This window comes from Brevundimonas sp. P7753, from assembly GCF_013386595.1.
GTDB classification, from domain to species: domain Bacteria; phylum Pseudomonadota; class Alphaproteobacteria; order Caulobacterales; family Caulobacteraceae; genus Brevundimonas; species Brevundimonas bullata.
The window spans coordinates 1-1,696 of sequence record NZ_JACARP010000221.1 but is presented as its reverse complement, the minus strand read 5'-3'; the positions used below and the strand labels follow the sequence as shown (position 1 = coordinate 1,696).

3 protein-coding genes and 1 riboswitch are annotated in these 1,696 nt (G+C 67.2%); all 3 genes read left to right on the top strand.

Features of this window, described 5'->3' with window-relative positions:
* Positions 1-195, top strand: a 195-nt coding sequence (locus HX774_RS19870; protein ID WP_218650543.1) for a hypothetical protein, incomplete at its 5' end; no start/stop codon positions are given.
* Between the two features lie 44 nt (positions 196-239).
* Positions 240-363, top strand: a riboswitch (SAM riboswitch).
* Positions 364-443: 80 nt separating this feature from the next.
* Complete coding sequence (locus tag HX774_RS19250) at positions 444-1,511, top strand: homoserine O-succinyltransferase (RefSeq protein WP_178829013.1); 1,068 nt, start codon at positions 444-446, stop codon at positions 1,509-1,511.
* Positions 1,508-1,696, top strand: a 189-nt coding sequence (locus tag HX774_RS19245; RefSeq protein WP_178829012.1) for a PLP-dependent transferase, incomplete at its 3' end; no start/stop codon positions are given. The genes HX774_RS19250 and HX774_RS19245, both read left to right, overlap by 4 nt.

Genomic DNA, 1,696 nt, shown 5'->3' with positions numbered 1-1,696 from the left:
CGCCGAAGCGGCGATCTGGGTGGTCATCATGCTGGCGAGGCGGTCAAGCACAGGCGGCGTCCGGTTGAAAATCTTGCCTCAAGGTGTTCCAGGACCCCGCACCGCGTCAACCCCTCGAAGAACAAATTTTTCCCGGATGCGCCGCAAAAGCGCGATTTCACCACCTTGCGGCCCTCAAGCGCCAAAATGAGGTGAATTATTTCGCTTGACCGGCGCCCTTCGCAACCGCAACGTAAGGTCACTCATCAAGACCGGCTGAGGGATTAGGCCCTTTGACGCCGGGGCAACCATCGGGTTCCGCCCGAAACGGTGCCAACTCCTGCGGGGTTTTCAGGGCGACCTGAAGACCGCGAGAGATGGGTGGAGCATCGACGAGGCGACGCTCCACGGTCTGTCACTGCATGGGTTCCTTGGCGAGCCGTTTTGCTGAGTGACCGAGACCCATGACCCTGGCCCTGATCGACCCCATCGACCCTGCTGAAGAGCCCGCCTGTCGGCCCGCTTCCGCACGCCGTCCGTCCGAGCTGCTGTCGCGCGACGGGGCCCATGACGTCGTCGTGCCGATCCCCGACGACTTCCCGCTCGATTTCGGCGGGACGCTGAACCAGAAGCAGATCGTGGGCCGTCTGCACGGCAAGGCCGGCGCCCCCCTGATCGTCGTGGCCGGCGGCATCTCCGCCGACCGTTACGTCCACCGCACCGAGACCAAGGGCCTGGGCTGGTGGTCCGGCGCCGTGGGCGTGCGCGCCCCCATCGATCTGACCCGTTTCCGCGTCCTGGCCTTTGATTTCGCCCCCGATTTCGGTCCCGACGCCAAGGACGCCAAACCGCCGCTGACCATCACCACCCAGGATCAGGCGCGGCTGCTGGCCCTGCTGCTGGACCACCTGGGCGTGGACAAGGTCGCGGCCTTCATCGGCTGCTCCTACGGCGGCATGATCGCGCTGGCGTTTGGCGAGCTCTTCCCCGACTGGGCCGAGCAGCTGGTGGTGGTGTCCGCCGCCCACCGCCCTCACCCCCTGGCCACCGCCTGGCGCGGCATCCAGCGCCGCATCCTGCAACTGGGGCTGGAGACTGGCCGCGTGGATCAGGCGGTCGGTCTGGCCCGCGAACTGGCCATGACCACCTATCGCACCCCCGACGAGTTCGGTGAGCGCTTCGATTCCGAGGCCCCCAGCCATGCGGGTCAGGCCTATCCCGTCTGCGACTATCTGCAGGCGCGCGGCCGGGCCTACCGTGACCGCACCACGCCCTCGCGCTGGCTGACCCTGTCGGACTCCATCGACCGCCACCGCGTCGAGCCCGAGGCCATCACCGCCCCCGTCACCCTGGTCGGCTTCACCACCGACCGCCTGTGCCCCATCGACGACATGAGGGAGCTGGCCGCACGCCTGCCCAACCTCTGGCGCTTCGAACAGCACCCCTCCCACTACGGCCACGACGCCTTCCTGAAGGAAGACGTTCTGGTCGCCGACATCCTGACCTCCGTCCTGAAAGACATCGACCAATGAGCCGCGCCGCCCGTCCCGCCGATCCCCGCACCATCGCCGCCCGCTCGGGCGTCGATACGGATACGGCCCACGGCGCGGTCATGCCGCCGCTGTATCTGTCGTCCAACTATTCCTTCGCCGGCTTCGACCAAAAGCGGAAATACGACTACTCGCGCTCGGGCAATCCGACCCGCGACGTCCTGGCC

What these genes read in the sequence shown, in the direction of transcription:
- HX774_RS19250 (WP_178829013.1), top strand. Translation starts at nt 444, where the DNA reads ATGACCCTGGCCCTGATCGACCCCATCGACCCTGCTGAAGAGCCCGCC.